We start from the raw sequence: 24,053 nt of genomic DNA on the forward strand, positions 1-24,053 counted from the left end.
TGGCCTTCACGTGCTTTAGACGTCGCTGAGCGTGATCGGCTGGTACCTTCGGGTGAAGGCCTCCGCGAAGGCTGGGACTCGGGAAGTTCGCGGACCTACCGTATCTGTCCGGATACTCGGCGTCATGCCGGGTGGAACGGCGACGATTGCGGGGAGGCATGGTCGACGTTGGGCATCGCAGGATCGGGTTCATAGCGCCGCTGCGCGTCGGTGAGTTTCGCGCGTTGTGGGCCGCCGAGCTGGTCTCGGTGGCCGGGGATCAGGTCGCCCGCGTGGCGCTGTCGCTGCTGGTGTACGCGCAGACCGCCTCGGCGGCGCTGACGGCCCTGACCTACGGGCTGACGTTCGTCCCCTCCGTACTGGGCGGCTTCCTGCTCTCCGGGATCGCCGACCGCTTCCCGCGCCGTCGCGTCCTGGTCGTGATCGACGTCCTGCGGGCCGGGCTGGCTGCCGCCATGGCCGTGCCGGGCATGCCGTTGCCGGTGTTGTGGGGCTGCGTGGCCGTACTGAGCCTGGCGGCCGGGCCCTACCGGGCCGCGCACATGGCGATGCTGCCGCAGTTGCTCGGCCCCGAGGTGTACCCGGCGGGGCTGGCGCTGCGGCAGTTCACCTCGCAGGCGGCGAACCTGGCCGGGTTCGCCGGCGGCGGTCTGCTGCTGGCACTGCTGGACCCGCATGTCGGCATGCTGCTCAACGCCGCCACGTTCGCCGTCAGCGTCGTGGTGGTCATGGTCTGGGTACGGCCCCGGCCCGTTCCGGCGGAGGACGAGCCCCGGGAACGGGCGGACCGGTCCGGGCCGGCGGGCCCGAGGCTGGCGGTGCTCTACGGTCTGGTCTGCCTGATCGGCCTGTACGTGGTCCCGGAAGGGCTCGCCGCCCCCTACGCGGGCCAGCTCGGCTACGCCGCCGTCGGGGTGGGCGTGCTGCTGGCGGCCGAGCCGGCGGGCAGCGCGCTGGGGGCGTGGCTGAGCAGCCGGTCGCGGGCGGCGCCGACGCCGGTGCGCGCCGGGCTGATCGCCGCCGCGGGCGGTGCCGTCCTCGCCGTGTGCGCGTTCCAGCCCGGCCTGGTGTGGTCCGCCGTGCTGTGGGCACTCTCGGGTGTGCTGTCGACGGCGTACCTGCTGCAGACCCAGACCATGGTCGCCGCCGTGGTGCCGGCGAACCGCCACGGCAGGGTCATGGGCCGCATGGCGGGCTGCCTGTACTGCTCGCAGGGCGTCGCGGTGCTGCTCGGCGGCGTGGTGGCGGAGGCCGTCGGGCCGTTTCTCGCCGTCGCGGCGTCGGGTCTTCTGGCCGTAGCGCTGGCGTTACTGCTGGTGCTTGGGTGGCTGGGGGCTCGCTCCCGGCTCCGTCCCGGGAGCGAGCCCGGCATCAGCCGACACGATCACCACTCCTTACCGGACATCGGGCGCACCTCCTCCCAGCAGACGGACTGGGCGCCATTATGAGTGCTGAGGATCACGACGTGACTACACAGCGTCGACCATGGCGATGGCTGGGTAGCTGGAAGCTGTGGTCATTGCCGCGTCATGTCGTGATTTTCGTGCTGCTCACCGACGTGTTCGCGGTGCTGACGAGCGTCGTGAGCCTTGCCGCGACGCCTTTTACGCCGGGTGACCTTACGCGGGCCGGGATGCTGACGGCGGTCGGGCTGGGGATGGCCGAGGTGACGTTACGGCTGGAGCGGGTCCGCCGCAGGCTGTCCGACACGCCCCACGTGAACCTCAGCTCGGTCTGGATCATGGCGGTCACCGTCGTGACCAGCCCGGCGCTCGGAGCGGCCACCGCGGTCGTGCTCTACAGCCACCTGTGGTGGCGGGCCTGGCGGGAGATCTCCGGTATCACGGTCTACCGGGCCGCGTTCAACACCGGCGTGATGATCCTGTCGGCCCACGGTGCGGCGGCGGCGCTGGTGCCGTTCGACGCGCGGGCGGGCTCGCTGGAACAGGTGCTCGCCCTCGGCCTGGCGGTGACGGCGTACTGGGCGGTCAACTCGCTGCTGGTCGCCGTCGTGATCGGACTGTCCGACGGCGCGCGTTCCTGGGTGCGGCTGCTCGGCAGCTGGGACGACAACCGGCTGCTGCTGGGGACGTTGTGCTTCGGCGCGGTCACCGCGGTGCTGACGCAGGTCAACCCGTGGCTGCTGGTGCCGTTGATGTTGCCGCTGCTGGTGCTGCACCGCGCCGTCGCCGTGCAGGAACTGGAGCTGGCGGCGACGACCGACAGCAAGACCCGCCTGCTCAACGCGACCACCTGGCACGCGCTGGCGCAGCGGGAACTGTCCAGGGCGCGGCGCCGCGGTACGCCGGTCGCGGTGCTCATGGCCGACCTCGACCTGTTCAAGCGGGTCAACGACAACTACGGGCACCTGGTCGGGGATCAGGTCCTGCGGGTCGTCGGCGACGCGCTGCGGCAGACGGTCCGCGACACCGACCTGACCGGCCGTTTCGGTGGCGAGGAGTTCGTGGTGCTGCTGCCGGACACCACAGTGGACACGGCCACCCGCATCGCGGCCCGTGTCGGAGCCGCCGTCCGGGCGCTGCGGGTCGAGGAGGAGACCACCGCGGATCTTCGCCTGACCGTCTCCATCGGCGTCGCCGGCTTCCCCGGCTCCGGTGACGACCTCGAGGCGCTGCTTCGTGCGGCGGACAACGCGTTGTTCGCCGCCAAGGCGGACGGCCGCGACACGGTCCGGACCGTGCGTAGTCCCGGCGGATCAGCCGGCTGACCCGAGCCGGAGCCGCATGCGGCACACCATGGCGTCGGCGCGGCGCCGCAGCGCACGAACGTCTGCCGCTGGGCGACCGATCTGAGGTAGGTGACCAGCGGAGCGCCGAGCCTGCGCCGCTCGTCGTGCAGCTGCACCAGCGCCACTCGTGTTCTGACCCGCGGTGCCCTCAGCCTGCCGTGACCGTGAAGCCGGTGAACCGGGCGGTGCCGGTGCGGCCGGAGCCGCCGTTCGCCGCCGTCATGAACGCCCCGACGTCCTGCCGTGCCGCAGCGGGTACCGTCGCCGTGCCGACCTCGACGGCGCCGCACCAGGCCCGGTAGGTGTTCCCCGCCCGGACCAGCCGCAGCCGCACCGGGGTGGTGTGGCCCGTGGCGGTACTCACCCGGTCCAGCTTCCCGTCGCCGTCGCTGTCCGAGGTCAGTACACAGCCGTTCGACGGCGTCACGGCCAGGTTGAGGTAACCGGCCGCGCCGTCGTGGGACAGGTCGTCGCGCACCACCAGCCCCGCCCGCGCCCACGGACCGGTGCGGTCCTGGGCGGCGACCGTCACTTCGGCGGCGGCGCCGTCGGTCAGCCCGCCCGGCAGGTACGCGGCGCCGAACTCGTTGGTCCCGCCCCACATGTCCGCGCCGCCGCCGTGGACGGCCAGCACGTCGCCGGCCTGGCCGAAAGCGGCGTCGTTGAACGACACCGTGTGCAGCGGCGGCCGTACGCCGTTGGCGAGCAGCACCGGGCTCGACGCCGTCACGCTGCCTGCCGCACCGGCGTACCGGTAGCCGGCCCGCAGTCCCAGGTCGAGCACCGGGCCGCCGGCCGTGGCGGGCAGGGTGACCCGCCAGCGGACCTCGGCCCGGCCACCGGGCGGAAGCTGTCCCGGAACGGGGGACAGCGGTTCGACGGTGGCACCCGGCGGCACCTCGGGGGTGACTGACACGTCGGTCATCGGGGCGAACCCGTTGCGGTTGCGCAGGTTCGCGGTGAGCACGACCGACCCGCCCGGCTCCACGGCGGCAGGCTCGGCCGCACCGGTCAGCTCGGCCTGGTGCACGTTGCCGCGCAGTTCGGCGAGCACGGCGCTCGCGGCGGCGTGCGGGTCGCCGGTGGGCCGGGTCGGCAGCCGGTCGTGCTGTCGCGCCCACGCGTCCTCCATCGCGTACCAGTCGATGGGCCGCGGTGGCCGGTTCTGCTCCAGCGCCGACGACAGCTCGCTCAGGTAGCGTTCCCACCGTGGCCGGTACAGACCCGAGATCAGCCCGGACCACTCCCGGTTGGCGTAGTCGTGCAGCCCCTCGTCCGCGCTGGACCGGTTGCCCCACACACTGAGCAGGCTGCGCACGTCGTACTCCAGCAGCGCGCGTTCCCTGCTGTCCCGTCCCCACCGCCTGGCCTGCTCCAGCCACGGGCCGAGCAGGAAGTCACGCTGGCTGGAGGTGACCCGTTCCAGCAGGTCCAGCCAGCGTAGCCAGGCCGCGGACAGTTCGGCGAACCCGGCCCGGTCACCGCGCTGGTACGCCTGCTCCAGCCGCGGCAGCAGGATCCGGCTGCGGTTGGACAGCACCTGCCTGGCGACGTCGACCAGGTCGTAGCGGTACGCCTCGCTGTCGCGCAGCTCCGGCCGCACCGCCAGCAGCGCGGTCAGCGCCTGGTCGAACACGGCGGTGTCGTAGCGCTCGTGTTCGGGGCTGCAGCAGGACGCCTTGTCCGCGGACAGGCTGGGCCGTGCGCCGAACAGGCCGTCCGGCGGCTCGCTCCACCGGTCGTCACCGGGCATCGCATAGGCGCTGGCCAGCATCGCCCGCCAGGCGGCGCGGGCGTTCGGGTCGTCGCCGCCGTAGCGGCGCCGTGCCCAGTCATCGAACCAGGCGCCGGGGTCGGCGGGTCCGCCCCGCCAGGCCAGGCTGGTGAAGAAGTCGAACGCGGCCGGGTTGTTGTCGGCGGCCTCGGGCATGTAGGCGATCCCGGCCAGTGCGCTGCCCGGTTTGTTCTTCCACTGCCAGTAGCGTTCGTTCCACACGGTCAGGTTCGCGCCGATCGCGGTGTGCCCGCCGAAGTTCGGGATGCTGCCGAACGTGTACGGCGTGCCGCCCCAGTCCCGCTCCCTGCCCAGGCCGGGGTAACGGTCGGACAGCCCGTCGACGACCAGCATCCGGCTGCGGTCCACCGCGCCGAGGATTTCCGGACGCGGATTGTTCTGCCAGCCGAGGATCACCCAGATCGCCCCTGGCCGCGCCGTCCGCAATGCCCGTTCGACCGCCCGCGCGGCGTCAGGAACCGGGACGTCACCGGGCGACCCGCCCTCGTGCAGCAGGTCCATCTTGTACATCGTGCTGTCGCCGAACCGCCGGCGCTGGGTGTCGTAGAAAGCCGCGGCGACGCGACCGAACTCGGCCGTGCGCGGGTCCAGCCAGTCGGGACGCCGGAAGCCACCCCAGTCGCCCTGCGGCACCACCCGGGCACCGGGATTCTTGTCCGCGAAGGACGGTGGGACGGTACCGAAGTAGCCGGGCAGCACCGGGGTGATCCCCAGCTCGCGCAGCCGGTGCACGATCCGGCGGCCCAGCGCGGCGCGCTGCTCGATCAGCTGACGGGACATCCCGCCGGGGAAACAGCACATGTTCTGCAGCAGCCACCACGGCTGGTGGGCAGGCACCGGGATCCAGGCGCGGATCTCCGTGTCGGAGTAGCCGAACCGGCGGAACGTGTCGTAGTAGACCGCCTCCTGCCCGGCGTACACCAGGACCTCGTTGACCCCGTGCAGGGCGAGCACGTCCAGCTCGCGTTCCCAGCGTGCCCAGTCCCAGTACGGGCCGGTGTAGCCGTCGTTGGTGTCGTTGAGCGCGAACCGGTGCGGTACGTCGGAGGTCCGGCTGATCGGCGCGGCGGGAGCGGGCAGCCTGCCGGGCAGCCGCACCTGCTCGCCCGCCCAGGAGATGTTGACGCCCACCTCGCCGAGGTAGGCGTTGAACCCGGCCAGCAGCACGGCGTTGGAGCTGCCCTCCACCACGATCGCACCCTGCCGGCCGTGCACCCGGAACGTGTCCGAGGCCCCCGCGCGGGGCACGGCCCGCAGCCGTACCTGGTCGGCATGCCCGGGCACCAGCCTGCGCAGTGCCCGTTCGGCGGGCCCGGTGTCGAAGGCCTGCTCCGCCACCGCGATCGGCTGGACCAGGCCCAGCGTCATGAGCACGGCCAGTACGACGACGAGAGGTGACCTGCGCATGGGCGCCCCCAATGTGGTCTAGACCGCTGCCAGTCGCATCAGACTGCCAGTGGCCCTGCCGCCCAGTCAACGGTCCGGCTGCTCGAAACTGCTCGATTGACCCGGATATCGCAACACTTCGATCAGGTGGACTGGTGGGCCTCGTCCGGGCAGGATGCGGTCATGGAACTGGTCGCGCTGCTGCCCGCCTTCGTCGTCGCGGTGGTCCTCATTTCGGCGTCGCCCGGCCCCGCGATGGCGTTGATCCTGCGCCGCGCGGCGGTGCGGGGGTTCTCCGGCGCGGTGCCGACGGTGCTCGGCCTGGAGGCGGGGCTGTACCTGTGGGCCCTGTTCGCGGGCGCGGGCCTGGCCGCCCTCGTCGCCGCGTCCGAGGTGGCGTTCCTCGTGTTGCGCATCGTCGGGGCGGGTTTCCTGCTGTACCTGGGTTTCAAGGCGCTGCGCTCGGCCTGGCGCAGCCGCGGCGAGACGGCGGACGTGGCTGAGGAGCCGCCGGTGGCGTCCTCGCGGAGCTGGTGGAAGGCGTTCGGCGAGGGCGCGGTGGTGATGCTGGCCAACCCGAAGGCGGCTGCGTTCATGATCGCGTTCTATCCGCAGTTCGTGCCGGCGGGCTGGCCGCTGTTCACCACCACCGCGGTGCTGGCGTTGCTCCAGGTGGTCATCGAGGTCGTGCTCTATCTGACGCTCGCGGCGGCCGTCGGCCGCGCGGGCGGCTGGTTCCGCCGATCGAAGATCCGCCGCAGGCTGGACGCGATCAGCGGAACCGTGCTCGTCGGCCTCGGCGTGCGCATGGCCGCCGAGGGGCGTTGACCCACGAAGGCATGAAAGTCGCCTTCGTTCGGTTCGGAGACGAAGGCGACTGTGGCACTAGATCAGTAGTACTTCCACCACGTTGCGGACACCAAGGCGACGGCCGCCAGGACGCTGAGCGCGGTGCAGTGTAAGAGGTATCGTTTCACCGGGTTTCCTTGTGTGCGGGGTGATCGGGAAGATCAACGCCCGCGCAGCGTATTGGCCCGGTGCTATCTACGGCAAGCTATCTATAGCGACAACCTGTTATAACCGCACAAAGATCCCCCGTTAGTGGACCACTACTTAGAGTGAGTGTTCTACTGAGGGTGTGTTCGGGCGGCGGGCCGTCGGCAGGGCGGGATCGGAGCTGTCGTGATCACGCAGCCGTGCCTCCACCTGCTTGGCCCGGTGGTGTCGCTTGCGTGCCCGGTACAGGGCGGCCGCAGCCGTCCACTCCACACGGGCTTCGGCGAGGTCGCCCTGATCGGCGAGGACCTCCGCCAGCGTGCTTCGTGCCCTAGCCTGCCCGGTGGCGTTGCGGGCTTCGTTCGCTAGTTCCACCGCTCGTCGGGCGTATTCCAGCGCATCGGCTCGCGATCCTCGGGCCTGCGCCAGTCGGGCCATGACCGTATGCAGCTTCATGTTCGCCGGAAGGCCCGCCTCCGGGGCGAGAGGCAGTGCGGCCTCGCAGTGCTGCGCGGCTTCGCTGTAGTCCCCGAACTCGATGAGCAGCGCCGCGAGTGCCGTCCGGGTCTGCACGATGCCACCCACGAAGCCGAGATCCATCCGGATCTCCAACGCTTCCCGGTAGAGGGGCAGCGCCTCGGGTTCGCGGCCGGCCTCGGCGAGCGCGTCGGCGAGCCGGTGTGCGGTGGCGGCGAGGCGGTCCGGCTCACCTACTCGGCGTGCCAGTTTGATCGTCTCCTGGTAGCTGTAGACCGCGTCTCCGATCCGGCCGGCGTGAAGGTGCCTGCGGGCCATGTTGAGCATGACGGTCAGCTGGCCTATTTCGATGCGGTGGCGGCTGACCAGTTCGTAAGCCGCGTGGAGGTAACGATCGGCCTCGTCGTCGTTGCCGATCAGCATGTGCGTCTGGCCGAGGTCGTTGAGCATGGAGGCTTCCGCTTCGATGTCGCCGGCCGCGGCAGCGGACTCAGCCGCGATTCTCAGCCCCGCCACGATGTCGTCGTAGAAGCCGAACGTGTCGAGCAGATCGGCGAGAAGCGCCGGGATTCGCCAGGCATAACCATGCAGCTCATGCCGGGCTGCCACCTCGACCAGTGCGTTGAGGTTGGTGCGTTCGGTCAGGCACCACCGCTGGGCGGCGGCGGCGTCCGTGAAGATCAGCGGTGCGCAGCCGTCCTCGACCGGGAGCATGGGCGGGCGCAGTTTGTACGGATGCACGGCCTCGTGCGCGTTGTGGGCGGTGTGCAGGAAGAACGACAGCAGCCGGGACAGCGCTCCGGCCCGGTCAGGTATGGCCTCGGCGAGCAGAGCGGCATAGTGGTGCAGGAGGTCGTGAACTCCGAATCGGTCCGCGTCACCTGGCTGCTGCACCAGATGCGCCGCGACCAGGGTGTCGATCGAGCGCTCCGTCGCCACGACCGGTAGTCCTGCCGCGGCCGCCAGTGCGTGCGGCCCGAACTCGACGTCCGGCTGCAGCCCCACCGCGGTGAAGACTCGCTGCTCGGCAGGACCCAGTGCGTGGTAGGACAGTTCGAACGCCGACCGCAGGCTGACGCCGGCACCGTCCCCGTCATCACCCAGCGCCAGCAATGTGGAGGGGTTGGCGAGCCACTCGGCCAGGGCGCCCAGGGTGACTCCGGTACGGGCGGCCGCCCGGTCCGCGACGAGTGTCAGCACCAGAGGGATTCCACAACACAACTCGACCAGCCTGTCGACCACATGAGGCTCGGCATCGCGTGGGCCGAGGCCACGAACCAGCAATGCGCGCGAATGGACGTCCGGTAGCGGGTCGACGGTGATCGTCCGGACCTGGTGCCGTACCGCGGCGCCGGTCAACCGGTGGCGGGAGATGAGCACCACCGTGCAGGTGGAGAGCACCGGGAGCAGGGGGTGGACATGATCGGAGTCGGCGACGTTGTCGAGCACGACCAGCAGCGATCGATCAGCGAGCAGGCGGGTCAGCTCGGCGGCCCGCTGGTTCGGGTCGACGACGTGGTCGACGGGGTAGTTCAGCGACCTGAGCAGGGTGTCGACGACCTCGCTCGGTTCGCGGCGCGGTGCTCTGCCGAGGCCGTGCAGGTCGAACACAGCCACCCCATCCGGATAACGGTGTCCCGCCCGATGTGCCCACTCGATAGCGATGCTCGTCTTGCCGACGGCGGCCAGCCCGGCCAGCGCGACGACCGTGGGCCTGGCTGCCCCGAACGGGTCCCGTGTCTCCTCGTCGAGTGCGTGCAGGATCTCGTCTCTGCCCACGAAGTCGGGATTGCGGCGGGGAACCTGCCGGAGAACGGAGCGCCGGCTGGTGTGGACGGAGGCTCCGTCAACGCGTTTCGGGGCTGCCGGATACCGCAGGTCCGTCCATACGCTTCGAACCTCCTCGATCGCCAGCGCGTCTCCTTCGTACCGCCGGATCAAACTTCGGTAGAGCGCGGTGACGTCATCGCGTCGTTTCATCGCATCCAGTGTCCTCAGCCGCAGCGTTGCCGAGAGAAGTTGTCCTGGATGGTCCTCGTCGAGGTCGTCGAGCTGTCGCAGTGCGGCCTGCGGCTGACCTTCGGCCAAGAGTTCCTCAACGAGAAAGAAATTGGCGGGAATCCAACAATTCTGCTCCCATCGAGTTCGCCACTCGTCGGCCAGGTCGGAACGCAGATCGTCGAGAGGATCACCTCGCCGCAATTTCAATGCTGCATGTGCATTGTCGCGTGCACTTGAATGATCGCCGCGTTGCCGGTCCGCCCAGGCATTCCGCATGTGGTGGTCGAACAACTTGTAGTCGATCTTTTCGGATTCGACATGGAGGATGCAGCCGTGGCCTTCCAGCTTCAGCACTGCCGGTATCCCCGCGCCGTCGAGTGCCTTGCGTACCCTGGTGACATACTGGTGCAGCGTCGCGCGGAGGTCTTTCGGCTGATTGTCCTGCCAAACCCACTCCGCCAGCGTATCCACGCCCATGCGACGGCCCGGCGAGGTCAGTAGCGCGCCGAGCATCATGCGCAGCTTCGGGGGGCCCAATTTCACGTCCGGCTTCCCGTGCATCTGCACGATGGTTGGCCCGAGGACTCCGAGCATGAATTCCATCCAGGCCCCCTCCCGTGGACCACCGCGTCCGCGGCCAGTCTCACATTCTTTCCGGAAAGATTCCAGATGTGTTCGGGGTGTTGATCAATTGTCAGTGGTCTGACAGCTCGTTGAAAAGTCGCTTGAAATGCGGGTGTACCAGCCTGGGTTCCGTCCCGGTCACCGAACGGAAGGCGTCTTGCGATGAGTGCGAGTACCTGGATCAGAGGGCCGATCGGAATCGACGCGCACGCTCGCGTCACGCGCCCGGGCTGCCGCACCGTTCTGGTCGTGATCCCGACCCTGACGGCCGGCACTCGGCTGTTCGAACTAGTGCCTCTGCTGGAGTCCGATCGGCGCGTACAGGTGTTGTTCACCGTTCCCGAGACAACCGACACTTGGCATGGGCTGGACACGTACGTCCGGGCGCAGGGCGGTCTGGTCCTGCCGTGGCACCAGGCAGCGCGCCACGAATACGACCTGGTGCTGGCCGCGAGCCACCGCCACCTCGAACAGTTGCGCGGTCCCATCCTGCTGGTGCCGCACGGGGCGGGTGCGATGAAGTCGCTGCGGTTCAGCCGTAAGGCGGGAGCGCCGACGCTGCCGGCTACCGGCCTTGACCGGGAACTGCTCACCTACCGCGGCAGGCTGCTGCCCGCCGCGCTGGCTGTGAGCACCGATTCCGAGTACGACGCGCTGCGAACCCTATGCCCGGAGGCACTTCCGGTGGCCTTGGTGTCCGGCGACATGTGCCTGGACCGCATGATGGCCAGCCGCGACAGGCGTTCGGAGTACCGCCGTGCGCTCGGGGTGGAAGGCGGGCAGCGGCTGGTGACCGTCAGCTCGACCTGGTCGGTCGACTCCGCGTTCGGCAGGCTGCCCGGACTGTGCCGGGCCCTGCTCGACGCATTACCGGCCCCGGATAGCGCGGTGGCCGCTGTTCTGCACCCCAACATCTGGACCGTCCACGGGCATCGCCAGGTGCTCACCTGGCTCGGGGACTGCGTTGCCGAGGGACTCCGGCTCATTCCTCCGGACCGGGGCTGGCAAGCCACCGTCCTGGCCTCGGACTGGGTCGTCGGCGACCACGGCTCGACCACCGCCTACGCCGCTGCCACCGGCGTTCCGGTCACGCTGGCGACCAGGTCACCCGACGTCCGGCAGGGCAGCATCGCCGACGTCGTCGCCGGCCTCGCCCCGTGCCTCGACCTGTCCCGTCCACTGGCCGTGCAGGCGGAGGAAGCGGAAGCCGTCTCCGGTGAACTCGCCGCCGCGACGAGCGCGGCCATCACATCGCGCCCCGGGCAGGCCGCCGACATTCTCGGCCGGGCCATGTACCGGCTGCTGCGGTTGTCTCCGCCCGAGGCATGGTCCGCACCGCACCCCGTGCCTGCGCCTGTCCCGGTCACTCCTGTTGTCTCATGAAACGCGGGGCGGTCGCGGTCATCCGGCCAGTCGGCGACAGCGCTGCCAAGGTGTCGGTCGCCCGGCGTGGAGATGTGCTGGTCGCCGCCGAACGGGCTGACCCGGTGTGGTTGGCCTGCGCCGACATCCTGCTCAGCCAGGAGGGTGCGGCGGCGTTGGCCCGCTGGCCGGGCGCCGAGGTGGTGATCAGCGTGGTACCGGACGTCGGGGCAGTCGTCGATTCCCGATATCGCCGGGTCGTGCTGCCGGCCGCTCGTGTGCCCGCCGACAGCTGGACCGGATGGTTGCGGCGGTCAGCTCGGACTCGTGTCGAGGTCTCCGACACGTGGATCACCGAGTTGGACGTAGAGGTCGTGAGCCTCTGTCAGATGGCGGCGTGCCTGCTCGTCGTGGCCGTGTGCGGCCTCGATGTCGGCGAGCGCGGTCAGTACCTCGGCGGTGTAGTAGGGCGACCGGAGTTCACGCATGGCCTGTAGTGCATTGTGGAGGAGGTCCAGCGCGTCGCCGGTGTGTCCGTTGCGGTGGCGCAGCCTGGCCAGCGCCACCATCGCGCGGGCATGCTGCGCCCGGTCGCCCAGGTCAGCCATGGCCTGTGCAGCCGCCGCCAGCTCGGCTTCGGCCTCGTCGAGGCGGCCGAGGCGGATGAGAACCTCGCCGGCGCGGCGGCGGCACAACGCGACGCCACGGGGAATGCCGAGCCGTTCCTGGAGTAATGCCGCTTCACGGTACAGATTCAGTGCGGTGGCCCAGTCCTTGCGTCCACGCGCCACCCTGCCGAGTTGTGCCAGGGCGGTCGCCTGGGTCGGTTCGTGCTCGGCTTGGCGTCCCAACCACAGTGCTGTGTTGTTCTCCCTGGCTGCCTCGTCGAACCGCCGCAGCTTGGCGAATGCGAAACCCAGCTGGGAGCGCAGGCGAGCCTCGGCGACCTGGTTGCCACACCGGGCGGCAGCTTCGGCGGCGGCTTCGAAGACCGGAAGCCAGCGGTGATAACCCCTGTGGTGGAGGAAGAATCCCCACGCGGCCTCGCCGAGCTGCCAGACTTCCTCGTCCCAGCGGTGCCGCACGGCCTCGGTGAAGAGGGCCAGCACGGTGGAGAGGTCGCTGAGCCACCACCGAACGGCGCTGGTTCTGTCCGAGAGCCCGGCCCGTGCCTGTCGTCCCGGTCGTACCGGTGCGAGGCGGTCCCGATACGGGTGAACGAACTGGTCGGCCGCGGTGGCACGTTCGAGGTACCAGGCAAGGAATCGGCGAAGGATCGTCGCCCGTTCCTCGTAGGCGACGGTGGTGGCGGCACGTACCTGCGCGTCGTGGTGCAGGAGGTCGTGTTGGACCACCCGGCCGTCATCGAGGTCATCGAGCAGGTTTGCCTCGATCAGTTCGTCGATGTCGTCGTCAACGTCACTGAGCCTGGTGTCGCCCGCCGCCGCGAGTGCGTCGACGGAGACAGCTGGTGCGGGATGAACGCCACAGGTCAGGTAGAGCCGGGCGGCTGTCGATGACAGCTCCTCGTAGCTCTGGTCGAGAACCGTGCGTACGTCAGGGAGCCGATCGCCGGTGGATCCGGCATCACGCCGGTAGGTCATGGCCTCCCGGGAAAGGGGCCGTCGAGGCCTGCCACGCAGCCTTGCGGCGGCGAGGCTCAGCGCCAGCGGGAGGCCTCCGCAGGCTTCGACGATCGACGCGGCGGCATCCCGCTCCGCGGTCACTCTTTCGTCGCCGACACCGCGCGTGAACAGTTCCCATGCCTGCGCGTTGTCCAGGACGGGCACCGGGATGTACACAGCCGCTTCGGTGCCCAGTGAAGTCAGGCGCCGCCTGCTCGTCACGATCGCCATGGAATCCCGGCCCGCAGGCAGCAGCGGTGTCACCTGTGCCGCCGACACCGCGTCGTCGAGCAGTACAGCCACCTGCTGGCCGAGCGTCGCCGCACGGAATGAGGCGGCCCGTTGAGCTAGATTGGATGGAATCTGCTCCGGTTGTGAGCCCAGTGATAGCAGGAAAGCCTGCAGGACGTCGTTCGGGTCGGCAGGTAGCTCGCTGGATCCGCCAAGTGACGCGTAGAGCTGGACGTCTGGGAAGTCATTGCTGTGCCTGCGGATCCAGGCCAACGCCTGGGTGGTTTTGCCCACGCCACCCATGCCAGTGAGTACAGCGAGTCCAGAGCTGGGTCCTCGCCGCGACCAGGCCTGATCCATCCGATTCTGCAAGTTTTCGCGTTCGACGAGAAACACCGGGGAACGGGGCAACTGGTAGATGTTCCGTGTTGTCCTTGTCCGGTTCTCGCCGCTGTCCATAGATCCCCTCCGAACTCAGTCTGCAACAGAGGGAGGCGGAGCGAAACCTGCGATCAGCGGAACAGCCACACTATCTGATGCTGTTCCGGGCTGGCTGGGCCCCGACGAGGAACCCGTGACGTATCCGCTCGGCGTCACCGCCTGGTCAGGCGGACCACCGGGTAGCGCCGGTCGGACTTGCTCTGGTACTTCGCGTACCGGGGCTGGGCCTCGGCGATGCGCTGCCAGGCCGTGTCGAGTTCGCCGCCGTCGAGCCGTCGCGGCGTCACCGGGACGGCCTCGCGGCCCGGCATCTCGACGCTCACCCGCTCCGGCCGGGCCATCATGTTCGCGTACCAGTCGGGATTCTGGCTCCCGCCACCCGACGCTACGATCAGCCAGCCGTCATCGCCGTCGGGGAACCAGGTGAGTGCGGTTTCCCTCGGCTGGCCGCTTCGCTTACCCACCGTGTTCAGGACCAGCATGTCCATGCCCATCATCCGGGCGCGGCCGCCGCGGATCTTCCTGACGGCGCGCGCGCCTGCCCGTACCTGCATCCAGCGGGAGAACTTCCCCGGCGTGCCGGGCTTGCGTGTCCGTGTCTCACTCATCGTCGACTCCATCTTGTCTATCCACTGTGGTCACAGTTGCTGGATGCGCACCAGGTTTCCGGCGGGATCGCGGAACGCGCAGTCGCGGATTCCCCACGGCTGCCGGGTGGGCTCCTGGACGACGTCCGCGCCGCCTGCCTGCACCTTCTCGAACGTGCCGTCGAGATCCCTGGTCGCCAGGTTGACGGCGGCGAAGGTGCCCTTGGCCATCATGTCGGTGATGGCGCGCCGTTCGTCCTCGCTGTAGTCCGGGTCGGCGGTGGGCGGCTGCAGGACGATCGACGTGCCGGGCTGGCCGGGCGGGCCGATGGTGATCCAGTGCATGTCCCCGTACTCGACCTCCTTGCGCACCTCGAAGCCGAGGGTGTCGCGGTAGAACGCCAGCGAGGCGTCACGGTCGGTGTGGGGGAGGAAGGTCTCGTGAATGGTGATGTCCATGGCGATCACGGTAGGTAGGGGCCGCGGCCCGGTGCTTCTCGATTCCTGATCGGTCCGGATGGAAATAGTTAGGAAAGTTTCCTATCAGTATTGACGGGGCTCCGTCTCGCGTGTCACAACTGACGTGTTCGTGTTGAGCCCCCATCCCGCCGCCGCTGTGGAGGTTCGTACATGTCCAAACGGCTGTTCGCGTTGTCGTCGGCCTTGAGTTTGGCCGTGGCGCTGGCCGGGGTCGCGATGTCGCAGGGGGCGGTGGCCCAGGCGGCGCCGCCGGACCTGGACACCTCGGCGGGTAACCGCCGGGCACCGGTCAGCGGGCTGTACGACTGGAGCAAGGCGGGCTACCGGGGCGGGGCCGACCTGCCCGGGCCCGGCGACATCAACAGCAACCAGAATTGCCAGATCACCGCGGCGGAGCTGGCGAGCCAGTTCAACGTCCGGCCCGGTGACGGCGCGGACGACACCACCGGTCTGCAGGCGGCGATCGACCAGGTGAAGTCGTCCTGCTCGGGCTCGGCAAGCTACACGAAGCTGAGCCTGATCACGCTGCCCGCCGGTGAGCTGAACGTGTCGCGCGAGCTGAGCGTCGACGCCGACTACCTGATCATCCGCGGCGCCGGCAAGGACGCCACCAAGGTCGTCTACCGGCCGGACCAGAACACGCTGTACGACGCGCTGACGCCGGACGGGTCGGACTGGGACGAGGACGGGATGACCCACGGCGCGGGCAAGGGCGGCTGGCTGTGGCCGGGCCGCGGCCTGTTCCGGGTGCAGTCCCGGGGCGTGCACTCCAGCTACTCCGGTGACTACCGGTCCGCACCGGAGAACCGCAAGGACATCTTCGAGGGCACGGTGAACGTGCACTGGAAGTCCGGGGTGAAGCTGAAGGCAAAGCCCGGTGACACCGGCTTCTCCGCCCGCGCGGGCGACCGGGTCGTCCACCTCGCGTCGGCCCCCGGCGCGCTGACGGCCGGGTCGCTGGTGAACATCCGCGCGGCCAACTCGCAGAAGTTCTACGAGTACCAGAAGGCCACGCCGACCCAGTGGCCGCTGCTGAACATGCACATGCGGCAGCAGATCTTCACGATCACCGCGGTCAACAGCTCACAGCGCACCATCACGCTGGACAAGCCGCTGGAGTACGACGTCCCGGTCAACTCCACTTCGGACGGTTCGGCGCCGATCGGTGGCGCGAACTACGACTCCAAGGCGGCACCGCTGGTCGATCCGGTCGTCGGCGTCGGGTTCGAGGACTTCTCGTTCACCCAGGACATGCCGAACCTGGACCCGGCGCAGGCACGCTACAACTACGGGAACATGGAGCCGAAGGCCCAGATGCACGGCATCGTGTTCAAGTGGGCGGCGAACTCGTGGGTTCGCGGGATGCGGATGCAGATGACCGGGTCGCACCCGATCGTCACCGAGGAAGCGAAGAACCTGCAGATCGAGCACAACGAACTGGACGGCTCCTGGAACAAGGGCAAGGGCGGCAACGGCTACTTCCGCGGCTCGCGGGTGTGGGACTCCCTCTACACCGGCAATGTCTCCCGGAACCTGCGGCACTTCACGTTCCAGTGGTCGGCCTCGGGCAACGTGGTGATCGGCAACGACTTCGACTCGGACCTGAACCTGCACGGCGGCTGGGAGCGCAACAACCTGTTCGAGCTCAACACCGTCCGCGTCCCGCACGACCACCGGCCGGGCAACTGCCGCGCCAACTGCGGTGACGAGGGCGGCGGCGCGCCCGACGACTCGAACTGGTTCCCCATCTGGTGGGGCGCGGGCAAGAAGGCCGTCAAGTGGTCCGGCGCGTCCGGTCCCCGCAACGTTTTCTTCAACAACGCCATGACCAAGCAGCTCACCAGGAACGGCCCGTACACCGACTACTACCCCGACCGCAACCGGGTCTACCAGTTCGGCTGGAACGGCACCACCTTCGCCCACCTCGACGTGGGTGGCACGCCGATCAGCGACTGGGCGCACAACGAGCAACGCGACTACACCGGCGGGCACGGCGTGGACGCCACGAAGACCGACAGTGCCCCGTCCCTGTTCCTGAAGAACGCCGGAGGGAAGCGATGAGGAAGACAGCCCTGCTGGCCACGGCGACGCTGGCCCTGCTGACGATGGCGCCGGCCGGCCAGGCGGCACCGAACGCGGCGCTGGTCAACGTCGGCAACTCCGACGAACTGCGGGCCGCACTGGCCAACGCCCAGCCCGGCCAGACGATCACCCTCGCCGCCGGTACCTACCGGGGTTCGTTCGTCACGCAACGGGCGGGATCGGCGGGCAAGCCGATCACCCTCACCGGTCCCGCGAACGCGGTGCTGATCAACGACGGCCCGTCCGGCAGCGCGCCGTCCTGCCCGGCACCCACGGCCGGCTGGGACTCCGGCTACGGGCTCTGGCTGTACAACGCCGCCTACTGGAACCTCAAGGGGTTCACCGTCGCCGAGTCCAAGAAGGGCATCGTGGTGGACAACTCGCACCACACGGTGATCGACGGCGTCCACGTGCACCACATCGACGAGGAGGCGGTGCACTTCCGCAAGTCCTCCGCGGACAGCGTCATCCGCAACTCGCGGATCACCGACACCGGCCTGGTGCAGAAGGGTTACGGCGAGGGCGTCTACATCGGCTCCGCCAAGTCGAACTGGTCCTGCCACGGCAACAGCGGCGGCGTCGACAAGTCCGACCGGGTCCAGGTGATCGGCAACAAGATCGGCCCCAACATCGCGGCGGAGCCGATCGACGTCAAGGAAGGCACGTTCGACGGCCTGATCCGTGGCAACACGTTCGACGGGCGGGGCATCACCGGCCAGAACTCGGCCGACTCGTGGGTCGACGTGAAGGGCATCGACTACACCATCGAGGACAACACCGGCACGTTCAGCAAACCGGGCACGTTCGCCAACGGATACGAGACGCACAACCCCAGCTCGTCCCCGTCGTTCCCGAACGGCTGCGGCAACGTGTGGCGCAACAACAAGTCCGACCTCGGCGGGGTGGGCGAGTACGCCATCAAGATCACCTCGACGTCGAAGTGCCGGAGCAATCCGAATGTCGTCCACGCCTCGAACACCGTGACGGGAGCGACGAAGGGCCTGACCAACGTCCCGGTCACTCCCTGACCGGGAGCACGACGGCGCCCGGGCCCCCGACCGGGCGCCGTCACCTGTCGCGGGAAGATCCTGCCCAGGAGACGGTGACCAGGTCGCGGCCGGACGAGCCGAGGTCGGGCGGCATGGCGGGATCGACGCCGAGGCCGGCCAGCGCCGCCTCGACGTCACCGGCTCGCTCGGGCGGCAGGCACAGCCTGCGCCGGGTGACGTCGACGAGTTCGCCCGCCGTCGCGTACTCGGCCCGTGCCGGGCGCCGCCAGCGGGTCACCTCGGCCCGGATCCCCAGCTGTTCCAGTACCCGCAGGAAGTCCTCCGCCGTGGGGCCGTCCGGCCTGCGTAGCCGGTGGAACCGCCACCACAGCTCGTTCAGCTCGGTCAGCGGGTGCGCCGCTGCCAGCTCCACCACCACCCGGCGGCGTGCGTGCGCGGCCAGCGCCCGGACGAACGGTTCCACGTCGGCGACGTTGTAGACCACGTTGCCGCACACCACGACGTCGGCGACCTCGGCCTGTCCGGCCACCCGCGGCCACGTGCCGCGCACCACGCGGCAGGGCACGCCGAGTGCCGCGGCCCGCCGCTCGAACGCGGACAGCAGTTCCGCGTCGGTGTCGACGCCGGTGACGTGTTCCACCGGCGCCCGGCCGGCCAGCGGGAGGCTGGTCGCGCCTGCCGCGACCCCGACGTCGAGCACGGTGCCCGGCTCGGTCAGCGCCGCGCGTGCCTCGGTGAACGTCGCGCCGGACGGTTCCGCGATCAGGGCGTCGGCGCGCCGGGCGAACATCTGCCGCGGCAGCACCCACGGCGTCTCGGCCGTCCGCCGGGTGAACTCCTCGGGGATGGCCCACCGCCGCAGGCTTTCCGCCCACTCCGTTGTCGCCGGCATGTCCCGCCCCGCTCAGCCGTGTGGCGCGACGTCGCGGACCGTGACCGGGTCGCCTTCCGAACCGAAGAAAGTCAGCTCCCGTGTCGCCCTGGTCAACGGCCGCAGGCCGTGCGCCCGGATGTACTCGTCGATGGCCAGCCGCGGAGCGAACCCGGCGGCCATCGCGGCGTTCTCGTCCCCGAAGTCGACGTCCGCACGGCAGGACACCTCCAGCCGGTCGGGTAGCACTCCGGCGAGCACCCGGGTCTGCTCGCCGGCGAGTCGCTGCCCGATGTGCTCGGTGAACCCGGTCCAGTCGACCTCTCGCTGGTCGCGGCGGACCGGGCAGCACACGAGCAGGTCCACTTCCGTCGCACCGGCCATGGTCGGCTGGTGGGTCGTCCAGAAGGGACCGTCGGCTTCGTTGTCGTAGTGACGCAGCGTGGACGCCAGCGCCGAGCGGTGCCGCGGGATCGTCTCGAACGTCGTCATGGACGACGCCGGCTCGAAGTCCTCCATCGCGAAGTGGACCACGGTTCCCACCCAGGGCTGCGCGGCGGCCTCGGCGGTGGTCACCGGCCACTCGTCCAGCGAGATGCCCCTGATGGCCCTCGCCATCTTCAGTGCGGTGTCCTCGTACAGGCGCCTGGCCCGCAGGCGTTCCTCGTATGCCTCGAGGTCCAGGTTCTCCGGGTCGGCGAGTTCGGCCAGTGGAACCCCCGCCTCGCGCAGGGCCCACAGGAGGTGCCCGTGCCGGGTCTGGGTGGCCGAGTACCACCGGTAACCGGTGGCCGGATCGGTCTCGACCGGTACCAGCAGGCCGCGCTCGTCGTAGAGACGCAGCGCCTTCGGAGTCAGACCGGTGACCATCGAGAACTCACCGATCGTCATGTGTGTGTCAGGGTTGCTGATCGTGCTGTCCCTTTCCGTGTGTCGAGTCATGATGAACCGATCTTGGGCCTTGCCCAAGGGGAAAGGTCAACCCGGCGCTCAGATGTCGAGCTGCCGCACGCCGCCGCCGTGGTGCTGGATCCGGCTCGTGGTCACCTTGCCGCGCAGCCGGACGATCTCGTGCGGCTGCAGGCCGATGGCGACGCCGAACGCCTCGACGTCGGCGAACCCGCCCTGCCGCGTGCGTAGCTCGATCGCCGCAGCGACCCGTTGCGGTGTCATGCCCGGCAGGCGGGCCAGCTCCGGCGGCGGAGCCGTGTTCAGGTCCACGACCGGCCCCGGCGCGGCCTGCGGAACCGGCAGTTCCCGCGACGGCGGCCCGGGCGGGGCCAGTGGGGGCGGTGGGGCGAGCGGCTGACCGGCGCCCGGCGTCCCGGGTGCGGGGACGTGCACCTCGATCGTGTCGCCCTCGCGGACGTCACCCCTGGTCAGCCCGACGGTGAACACACCGGTGCCGCGCGCGCTCGGAACCATCACGTTGTTCCTGGACAGCGACGTAACCCGCAGGCCGGTGGCGACGACGGTGGACCGTTCGTTGAACGTCGTGCCCGCAGGCCGCAGCACCCGGACCATCGAGCCGACGGTGATCTGGTTGCTCTTCACCTGCTCCGGCACCTCGACCGCGGCCACGACGCTCCCGTCGGGCAGCGGGTTGAGGCCGTGCACCACGGCGATGCCCTCGCGCTGTTCCAGGTACTCCTGTTCGGGCTCGTGGAAGCAGGCCAGCGCGTCACCGGGCATCGGCGGCACCTCGCACTGGAACCCGAGCAGCACGGTGCCCGGCTGACCCGCCCGCAGTTCCGGAACCGGGCCGACCGGGCCGAGCAGCCGCAGCACGCGCATCGGCAGCCCGCCGCCCCGGCCGCCGCGGAGCAGGCCGACCAGCGACCCCTCCCGCAGCACGCCGCTGTGCTGGTGGACCTGCAGGCGAACGCCGGTGATCTCGTCGAACGCCGGCGCGTGGACCTGCGCGAGGCCGACCTGGCGGCTGGTGTCCGGCAGCGCCGTGTCGTCGCTGTACAGCTCCAGTGCGTCGCCGTTGCCGAGGTCGTCGCGTCCGGTGACGACGAAGACGTCCTTGAGGAAACCGGCCTCGGTCACCGGTTCGACGTCGCTGGAGAAGAACTTCTTCCGCACGACGATCCCGAGTCGCAGGTTGTCGGCGACGACCCGATCGAACCGGATCAGCCGGGCCCTGGCGCCGCGGGTGGCGCGTCCCGCGCTCACCTGCCCGCCGGGCAGCTCACCGAGGCCGGGGACCGAGACCGAGTTGTTGAGCGCCTTGCCGAACTCGATCAGTCCGATCCTGCGCTCGGTCACGACGACGCGACCAGGGTGACGCTGATCGACTGGTCGGCGTTGGTGCGCTCGGACTCCACGCGCATCCCGGACTGGGCCGCCCGCTCCTTCAGCCGCTCGTAGACCTGCCGCTGGACCTCGGCGGCATAGGCGTTGTCGACGGACAGCACCAGCTGCTCGGCCTCGGCCGGGTTGATGGCCGGCCCGTCCACGTGGGCTGTCGCGACACCGTCGGCGTCGTAGGTGAACTGGATCCGCCTGCCCGCCCACGCCGCCGTCACGGTGTGCTCGTCGCTGGTGACCTGCGCGCGCAGCCCGGTGAGGGCCTTGGCGAGCAGGTCCCGGTGGCGCATCCGGGTGCGGACCGTGACCTGCGGCTGCCCGACGCCCTGCGCCTGGGTGTGCGCGGCGATCGTCGCGGCGTTGAGCTGGGCCAGTGCCTGGCTGCGCAGCTTGAGGATGACGCTCATCGGTTGTTCCTTTCGCGCACCGGCGCGAGCAGCGCCTCCAGTGCCTCGGTGGTGGCGAACCCGTTGAGGTCCACCGAGCCGTCGGGGGCGATCGTCAGTTCGAGCCGGTTCGGGGCGTCCAGTATGGACCGGTCGTAGCGGCCGGACAGGAAGTGGAAGCGCTGGTTGACCGAACCGACCCAGGGCCTGCTCGGCTCCGGCTGGTCCGCCAGGTACGGGCCGTCCACCAGCAGGTCGGTCGACGCCAGCAGCTCCGCGCAGTCCGGCCGCTGCCGCAGGTCCTCCAGCAGGTGCCCGGTGAACGTCATCACCGACAGCCCCTCCGCGCGGACGGCCGTGGCCAGCGCGCCGAGCGGTTCCGGCTGGTCGAACGGCTCACCGCCGAGCAGCGTCACGCCCTCGACGCCGTGCTCCGCCCTCGCCCGCAGCACCCGGTCCGCCGCCTCCCGCCACGGCATCAGCGTGCCGCCGCGGGTGGTCCAGGTCTGTGGGTTGAAGCAGCCGGGACAGCGGACAGTGCAGCCCTGCGTCCACACCGCGCAGCGCAGGCCCGGCCCCTCCGCCGCGGTGACGTCGACGATCCGGTGGACGTTCAGGAGTTCCATTGCGACTGCTGCTGCGACGCCGTGTTGTCGACCGTCGCCGACGTGCGCCGGTAGTCCTCGGTGAACTCCGACGACACCGTCTCCGCGTCGAGCAGGTCCTCCAGCAGCGGGATGTAGTCCAGGCATTGCGAACCCGTCATGCCGTGGGTCTTCGCGCTGATCGAGCCGTCCCGTCCGACGGTCACGGTCAACCGGTGCGTCATACGTCGATCGTCCTTCCCCTGGGGGCCTCCGGAGCCGGCGCCGGTGCGGCGGGCGCCGCGACGGGAGTGTCCGCGTCGGCGTCGTCGGTGGCGGCGACCGCCCTGGTCTCCGCCCAGTTGCGGATGGCGAGGATCTCGTCGGACTGGGTGACCGACAGCGGCACCGTGGAACGCACGGCGTGGATCAGGTCCTCCTTGCGCAGCGGGCGCTTCTCGGCGAACGCGTCGACGAGGCCGGACAGCACGGCCTGCTCGATCTCGGCGCCGCTGTAGCCGTCGCTGCACGCGGCCAGCTCGGCGAACAGGGCGTCCTCCAGCTGCAGCTCGCTGCCGACGAACGGGTCGGTGACCCGCTTGCGCAGGTGGATCCGCCAGATCACGGCCCGCTCGGCCGCCGAGGGCAGGTCGACGAAGAAGATCTCGTCGAACCGGCCCTTGCGGAGGAACTCCGGTGGCAGCGAGTCGACCTGGTTCGCGGTGGCCATCACGAACACCGGGGCCGTCTTCTCCTGCATCCACGACAGGAACGTGCCGAACACCCGGCGTGCGGTGCCGCCGTCGCCACCGCCGCCCGCGCCGGCGAGGCCCTTCTCGATCTCGTCGACCCACAGCACGCACGGCGCGATGCCCTCCGCGGTGCGGATGACGTTGCGCATGTTCTTCTCGCTGGACCCGACCAGCCCGGCGAAGACCCTGCCCAGGTCCAGCCGCAGCAGCGGCAGCCGCCACATGCTGGCGACGCACACCGCGGACAGGCTCTTGCCACAGCCGGGCACGCCGGTGAGCAGCAGGCCTTTCGGGGCGCTCAGGTTGTAGGCCGCCGCGGCGGGCGTCCAGGTGCCGCTGCGCTTGGTCAGCCAGCGCTTGAGCCGCTCCAGGCCGCCGACGGAGTCGAAGTTCACCTCCGCGGGCACGATGTCCAGCATCCCGGACCGGCGCACCGCCTGCCGTTTCTCGGCGAGGATCAGCTCCAGGTCACCGGGATCCAGCCCGCCGCCCTCGACCAGCGCGCGGGCGAACGCGTTCTCCGCCTCCGGCAGCGTCAGCCCGCGTGCCGCGGCGATGAACATGTCCCGGTCCTCGCGGGTGATGCCGATCCGCACCTGCTGGCGGTGGGCGGCGACCATGCCGTCGAGCAGCTCGCCGATCTGCTCCTGGTCGGGCAGCGGGAAGTCGATGACGGTCGCGTCGTGCTCCAGTTCGGAGGGCACCTTCAGCGACGGCGAGACCAGGATGACCGTCAGCGGGACGGGACGCGTCTTGAGCGTCGAGGCCAGCTCCCGCAGGCGGCGGACCACCTCCGGGTCGGCCCGGTGCCCGCCCTCCGACACCAGCGAGGGGTGCAGGTCGACGAACACGAACACGCCCGGCTCGTTCCAGCTGTACACCCGCTCCAGGGCCGCCGACGCCGCCCGGGTCTCGGCCACCGGTGCGCCGCCGCCCGCGGGGGTGAGCCCGGTGGTCGACGACCACACGTGCACCCGGCGAGGGGTCCGCAGCCGGTTGCCGTCCTCGGCGACCGCGCGGATCTCCCGGACGACCCGCTGCTCCTCGTGTGTCTCCACGACGAGCAGTGGATAGCGCGCCTGCAACAGCTGGGTCAGCTCGTCGCGAAACCCCCGGCCTGCCATTGGTCCCCTCTCGAACGTCCGGGCTGGATGCTACCAGCGGGAATCGCGGCCCGGCCGGGAAACGGCGCAACCCTGACGGGGCCCGCTCCTACCGGGGGAGGAGCCGGAGCGACTGGTCGCAGGAGCCGGGGGCGGGTGGTGCCGCCGGACACTGTGGACACAGTCGAGTTCTGGAGG

18 protein-coding genes are annotated in these 24,053 nt (G+C 70.0%); 6 read left to right on the forward strand and 12 right to left on the reverse strand.

Translation table 11 applies throughout. The annotated features are described in order from the left end of the window. Nucleotides 1–158: 158 nt before the first annotated feature. Together EWH70_RS36105 and EWH70_RS36110 are read left to right on the forward strand one after the other, a co-directional pair. Nucleotides 159–1,448 (forward strand): MFS transporter, encoded by a 1,290-nt coding sequence (locus tag EWH70_RS36105; protein WP_240686842.1) that lies wholly within the window; start codon nt 159–161, stop codon nt 1,446–1,448. Nucleotides 1,449–1,534: 86 nt separating this feature from the next. Then, nucleotides 1,535–2,728, forward strand: a complete 1,194-nt coding sequence (locus EWH70_RS36110; protein ID WP_240686843.1) for a GGDEF domain-containing protein — start codon at nt 1,535–1,537, stop codon at nt 2,726–2,728. Nucleotides 2,729–2,897: 169 nt separating this feature from the next. On the opposite strand, the gene EWH70_RS06910 is transcribed toward EWH70_RS36110, so the two are convergent. Further along, complete coding sequence (locus EWH70_RS06910; protein WP_130474420.1) at nt 2,898–5,951, reverse strand: alpha-N-acetylglucosaminidase; 3,054 nt, start codon at nt 5,949–5,951, stop codon at nt 2,898–2,900. Nucleotides 5,952–6,113: 162 nt separating this feature from the next. On the opposite strand from EWH70_RS06910, the gene EWH70_RS06915 reads away from it, so the two are divergent. Further along, entirely contained in the window at nt 6,114–6,758 is a 645-nt protein-coding gene (locus EWH70_RS06915) for a LysE family translocator (RefSeq protein WP_130474421.1), read from the forward strand. A 285-nt stretch (nt 6,759–7,043) separates the two neighbouring features. On the opposite strand, the gene EWH70_RS06920 is transcribed toward EWH70_RS06915, so the two are convergent. After that, nucleotides 7,044–10,007, reverse strand: a complete 2,964-nt coding sequence (locus tag EWH70_RS06920; RefSeq protein WP_130474422.1) for an AfsR/SARP family transcriptional regulator — start codon at nt 10,005–10,007, stop codon at nt 7,044–7,046. Nucleotides 10,008–10,277: 270 nt separating this feature from the next. On the opposite strand from EWH70_RS06920, the gene EWH70_RS06925 reads away from it, so the two are divergent. Further along, entirely contained in the window at nt 10,278–11,411 is a 1,134-nt protein-coding gene (locus EWH70_RS06925; RefSeq protein WP_338078567.1) for a hypothetical protein, read from the forward strand. A gap of 293 nt (nt 11,412–11,704) precedes the next feature. Here EWH70_RS06925 and EWH70_RS06930 read toward each other — a convergent pair whose 3' ends face one another. The 3 genes from EWH70_RS06930 to EWH70_RS06940 form a co-directional block, all read right to left on the reverse strand. After that, a complete protein-coding gene (locus EWH70_RS06930) occupies nt 11,705–13,705 on the reverse strand; it encodes a tetratricopeptide repeat protein (RefSeq protein WP_130474424.1) in 2,001 nt (666 codons plus the stop codon). A 134-nt stretch (nt 13,706–13,839) separates the two neighbouring features. Then, on the reverse strand, nt 13,840–14,295 hold the full coding sequence (locus EWH70_RS06935) for a nitroreductase family deazaflavin-dependent oxidoreductase (protein WP_130474425.1): 456 nt from the start codon (nt 14,293–14,295) through the stop codon (nt 13,840–13,842). Between the two features lie 30 nt (nt 14,296–14,325). Continuing rightward, on the reverse strand, nt 14,326–14,733 hold the full coding sequence (locus EWH70_RS06940) for a VOC family protein (protein ID WP_130474426.1): 408 nt from the start codon (nt 14,731–14,733) through the stop codon (nt 14,326–14,328). Between the two features lie 171 nt (nt 14,734–14,904). Here EWH70_RS06940 and EWH70_RS06945 point away from each other — a divergent pair, with 171 nt between their 5' ends. Together EWH70_RS06945 and EWH70_RS06950 are read left to right on the forward strand one after the other, a co-directional pair. Further along, nucleotides 14,905–16,815, forward strand: coding sequence for a hypothetical protein (locus EWH70_RS06945; protein WP_130474427.1), 1,911 nt, complete (start codon nt 14,905–14,907; stop codon nt 16,813–16,815). Beyond that, a complete protein-coding gene (locus EWH70_RS06950; RefSeq protein WP_130474428.1) occupies nt 16,812–17,864 on the forward strand; it encodes a right-handed parallel beta-helix repeat-containing protein in 1,053 nt (350 codons plus the stop codon). The genes EWH70_RS06945 and EWH70_RS06950 overlap by 4 nt, the downstream gene beginning before the upstream one ends. A gap of 40 nt (nt 17,865–17,904) precedes the next feature. Here the strand turns inward: EWH70_RS06950 and EWH70_RS06955 are convergent, their stop codons facing one another. The 7 genes from EWH70_RS06955 to EWH70_RS06985 all read right to left on the reverse strand — a co-directional run bounded on the left by EWH70_RS06955 (nt 17,905) and on the right by EWH70_RS06985 (nt 23,876). Beyond that, a complete protein-coding gene (locus EWH70_RS06955) occupies nt 17,905–18,738 on the reverse strand; it encodes a class I SAM-dependent methyltransferase (protein WP_130474429.1) in 834 nt (277 codons plus the stop codon). Nucleotides 18,739–18,750: 12 nt separating this feature from the next. After that, the gene (locus EWH70_RS06960) at nt 18,751–19,608 is read right to left on the reverse strand and encodes a MerR family DNA-binding transcriptional regulator (protein ID WP_165436187.1); all 858 of its coding nucleotides are present in this window, start codon (nt 19,606–19,608) and stop codon (nt 18,751–18,753) included. Between the two features lie 99 nt (nt 19,609–19,707). Beyond that, nucleotides 19,708–20,988, reverse strand: coding sequence for a ComEA family DNA-binding protein (locus EWH70_RS06965; protein WP_130474431.1), 1,281 nt, complete (start codon nt 20,986–20,988; stop codon nt 19,708–19,710). Then, complete coding sequence (locus EWH70_RS06970; RefSeq protein WP_130474432.1) at nt 20,985–21,437, reverse strand: hypothetical protein; 453 nt, start codon at nt 21,435–21,437, stop codon at nt 20,985–20,987. The genes EWH70_RS06965 and EWH70_RS06970 overlap by 4 nt, the downstream gene beginning before the upstream one ends. Beyond that, nucleotides 21,434–22,042, reverse strand: a complete 609-nt coding sequence (locus EWH70_RS06975) for a 4Fe-4S single cluster domain-containing protein (protein ID WP_130474433.1) — start codon at nt 22,040–22,042, stop codon at nt 21,434–21,436. The genes EWH70_RS06970 and EWH70_RS06975 overlap by 4 nt, the downstream gene beginning before the upstream one ends. Beyond that, nucleotides 22,030–22,245 (reverse strand): DUF2997 domain-containing protein, encoded by a 216-nt coding sequence (locus tag EWH70_RS06980; protein ID WP_130474434.1) that lies wholly within the window; start codon nt 22,243–22,245, stop codon nt 22,030–22,032. The genes EWH70_RS06975 and EWH70_RS06980 overlap by 13 nt, the downstream gene beginning before the upstream one ends. Beyond that, entirely contained in the window at nt 22,242–23,876 is a 1,635-nt protein-coding gene (locus EWH70_RS06985; RefSeq protein ID WP_130474435.1) for an AAA family ATPase, read from the reverse strand. Before EWH70_RS06985 ends, EWH70_RS06980 begins: the two co-directional genes overlap by 4 nt. Nucleotides 23,877–24,053: the final 177 nt, after the last annotated feature.

Origin of the sequence: Amycolatopsis suaedae (assembly GCF_004214935.1) — a bacterium.
Lineage (GTDB): Bacteria > Actinomycetota > Actinomycetes > Mycobacteriales > Pseudonocardiaceae > Amycolatopsis > Amycolatopsis suaedae.

Bases quoted from the DNA above. Each gene is read 5' to 3' on its own strand.
- EWH70_RS36105 (WP_240686842.1), top strand. From the start codon at position 159: ATGGTCGACGTTGGGCATCGCAGGATCGGGTTCATAGCGCCGCTGCGC.
- EWH70_RS06910 (WP_130474420.1), bottom strand. From the start codon at position 5,951: ATGCGCAGGTCACCTCTCGTCGTCGTACTGGCCGTGCTCATGACGCTG.
- EWH70_RS06915 (WP_130474421.1), top strand. From the start codon at position 6,114: ATGGAACTGGTCGCGCTGCTGCCCGCCTTCGTCGTCGCGGTGGTCCTC.
- EWH70_RS06920 (WP_130474422.1), bottom strand. From the start codon at position 10,007: ATGGAATTCATGCTCGGAGTCCTCGGGCCAACCATCGTGCAGATGCAC.
- EWH70_RS06930 (WP_130474424.1), bottom strand. From the start codon at position 13,705: ATGGACAGCGGCGAGAACCGGACAAGGACAACACGGAACATCTACCAG.
- EWH70_RS06935 (WP_130474425.1), bottom strand. From the start codon at position 14,295: ATGAGTGAGACACGGACACGCAAGCCCGGCACGCCGGGGAAGTTCTCC.
- EWH70_RS06940 (WP_130474426.1), bottom strand. From the start codon at position 14,733: ATGGACATCACCATTCACGAGACCTTCCTCCCCCACACCGACCGTGAC.
- EWH70_RS06945 (WP_130474427.1), top strand. From the start codon at position 14,905: ATGTCCAAACGGCTGTTCGCGTTGTCGTCGGCCTTGAGTTTGGCCGTG.
- EWH70_RS06950 (WP_130474428.1), top strand. From the start codon at position 16,812: ATGAGGAAGACAGCCCTGCTGGCCACGGCGACGCTGGCCCTGCTGACG.
- EWH70_RS06955 (WP_130474429.1), bottom strand. From the start codon at position 18,738: ATGCCGGCGACAACGGAGTGGGCGGAAAGCCTGCGGCGGTGGGCCATC.
- EWH70_RS06960 (WP_165436187.1), bottom strand. From the start codon at position 19,608: ATGACGATCGGTGAGTTCTCGATGGTCACCGGTCTGACTCCGAAGGCG.
- EWH70_RS06970 (WP_130474432.1), bottom strand. From the start codon at position 21,437: ATGAGCGTCATCCTCAAGCTGCGCAGCCAGGCACTGGCCCAGCTCAAC.
- EWH70_RS06975 (WP_130474433.1), bottom strand. From the start codon at position 22,042: ATGGAACTCCTGAACGTCCACCGGATCGTCGACGTCACCGCGGCGGAG.
- EWH70_RS06980 (WP_130474434.1), bottom strand. From the start codon at position 22,245: ATGACGCACCGGTTGACCGTGACCGTCGGACGGGACGGCTCGATCAGC.
- EWH70_RS06985 (WP_130474435.1), bottom strand. From the start codon at position 23,876: ATGGCAGGCCGGGGGTTTCGCGACGAGCTGACCCAGCTGTTGCAGGCG.